The 608-nt window shown below is 67.4% G+C and carries 1 protein-coding gene; it reads right to left on the bottom strand.

The features are described from left to right. Positions 1 to 17: 17 nt before the first annotated feature. Positions 18 to 608, bottom strand: a 591-nt coding sequence (locus UK12_RS32950) for a phage tail sheath family protein (RefSeq protein ID WP_045306888.1), incomplete at its 5' end; no start/stop codon positions are given.

The raw sequence follows: 608 nt of genomic DNA, 5'->3' as shown, positions 1-608 counted from the left end.
TCCCGGGTGTGGTGGGGTCAGTTGGTGTGGCCGGGTTGGCCGGCGATCTGGGTGATGGTGAAGTGGACGTATTCGGCGGGGCGGACGGGTGCGATGCCGATGTCGCAGATGACTTGGCCGTTGTCGGTGGTGGTGGGTGTGTTGTTGGTGTGGTCGCAGATGACGTAGAAGGCTTCGTCGGGGGTGCGGCCGGTGAGGGCTCCTTGGCGCCATTGGTCGGTGAGGTAGCTGGTGGTGGAGTGGCGGAGGGTGGCCCAGAGGCGTTCGTCGTTGGGTTCGAAGACGGCCCAGGTGGTGGATTGGCGGATGGAGTCGGAGAGGTGGGAGACGAGGCGTCGGACGTTGAGGTATTTCCAGTCGCGGCTGCTGGAGCGGGTGCGGGCGCCCCAGACGAGGAGGCCGCGGCCGGGGAAGACGCGGAGGCAGTTGATGCCTTTGTCGTTGAGTTCGCCGTGTTGTTGGTCGGTGAGGAGGGTGGGGATGTCGATGGCGGCGCGAAGGTTCTGGTTGGCGGGGGCTTTGAAGACGCCGCGTTCGGTGTCGGTGCGGGCCCAGACGCCGGCGATGTGGCCGGAGGGTGGGACGGTGCGGGGGGTGCCGTCCACGCC

The organism is Saccharothrix sp. ST-888 (genome assembly GCF_000955975.1).
Classification (GTDB): domain Bacteria; phylum Actinomycetota; class Actinomycetes; order Streptomycetales; family Streptomycetaceae; genus Kitasatospora.
Note: the sequence above shows the minus strand (reverse complement) of the source record. Positions and strands in the feature narration are given on the sequence as shown.